This window comes from Lacticaseibacillus manihotivorans DSM 13343 = JCM 12514 (genome assembly GCF_001435035.1).
GTDB classification, from domain to species: Bacteria; Bacillota; Bacilli; order Lactobacillales; family Lactobacillaceae; genus Lacticaseibacillus; species Lacticaseibacillus manihotivorans.
This window is the reverse complement of the sequence record NZ_AZEU01000046.1, coordinates 1-1,522: the sequence shown is the minus strand read 5'-3', so window position 1 is coordinate 1,522 and position 1,522 is coordinate 1. Positions and strand designations below refer to the sequence as shown.

2 protein-coding genes are annotated in these 1,522 nt (G+C 45.9%); both read left to right on the top strand.

Annotated features, from left to right (window positions below; genetic code table 11):
• A partial coding sequence (locus FD01_RS16510; RefSeq protein ID WP_235802923.1) for a DUF6431 domain-containing protein occupies positions 1–493 on the top strand: 493 nt, incomplete at its 5' end.
• Between the two features lie 81 nt (positions 494–574).
• A partial coding sequence (locus FD01_RS03275; RefSeq protein WP_056962563.1) for a DDE-type integrase/transposase/recombinase occupies positions 575–1,522 on the top strand: 948 nt, incomplete at its 3' end.

The window sequence follows — 1,522 nt, the reverse complement described above, 5'->3', positions numbered from 1 at the left end:
AATTTCATTTCAACAACAATATAACCAATTCGCATTTCAGGCTTTGATGCAAGTGGCCTGTCCAAAGTGTCAAAACCCAGCTGGTATCACTCGGCATGGGTCTTATTTGCGTCAATTTTATCTGACCGCCAGTGAACGAATCAAACTTACGGTGACGCGAGCGCGTTGCCATGCGTGCAACTGCACGTTTGTGCTCTTACCCGCAGGCGTTACGCCGTACAAGCGATACATTCTAGAGACCATACTCAAAGCCTTACGGCTAGCCCGTGGCAAATCAATTTACGCAATCGAAAATACCCTAGATATCTGCGCGAGTACCATCCGTAGATGGCAAATGCAATTTGAAAAATGGCATAAAGTCATGTATATCAGCCATGAATTAAGCAAAATCCATTCCGCAGAAGAACTTGGATCAATGTATGCCCTTGAACGACCGGGGCGCCGCTTTATGCAAGTTATTTCGGCATGGACGCCGCTATTTCATCGCATTTAGAGAAATCACATAGTTTACCCTTAGCGACGACAGGACCAACGATTATGCTTACAGCATCCTAAAAAATAGAGGTGCAAATACATGGACGCAGATCGAATCGAAGACGTTGCCTTGTTTCGTTATGGGCTGATCCACCCCATTGTCACAGACGCAACACAAGGTGAAACTAAGCAAGCTTATATGAAGCGCATTGCCGTGACTGAACAGATGTTACCTAATGGTAAGCGAGGATACGTTGGCGTTGGAACGTTGAAAGAATGGACGACAAACTATCGTAAATATGGACTAAAGGGACTTAAACCCAAGCAGAGAAAGGATACCGGGATCAATCGACGATTAACTGAAGAACAAAAAGACGAGATTATTCGGTTAAAAACTCAAAGTCCTAATCGTCCGGCCACAGTGATCCGTAAGCGAATGATGATGACCGGATATTTCGCCGAAGGCGCACCGTCTGAAAGCACTATTCAGCGTTTCGTTGCCAAGATTACACCAGAACTTCGTCGGAATAGCATTGAAGACATGCGCGCTTTTGAAATGAAACATATTAACGAGCTTTGGCAAATCGATACAACACATGGTCCTTTCATCTTAGCTGGTGGACGTAAACGAAAAGTCTACATTGTGGGGATCATTGATGATGCCTCACGGTACTTGGTTGGCTGGGGCATGTACTTTGAAGACAACGCCGTGAATGTGCAGCTAACGCTCAAGCAAGCAATCGCGACATACGGAAAGCCACGGCAACTGTACGCAGATAATGGCAAACCCTATGTGAACAAGCAATTAGCTTTGATCTGTGCAGAACTTGGAATTGGTATGCGCCATGCGGCGGTCTATCATGGCAATCAAAAAGGCAAGATTGAGCGATGGTTTGGAGTGATGAAGCAGCAATGGATGGCCGATATCAACTACGATGAGTATCAGTCCTTGGATGCCCTTCGGGCTGAGTTTGCCAAGTATGTCCGTGATCGTAATAATCAGATCAATCGCAGCCTTGGTGAGCGCGTGACGCCAATGGATCGCTTC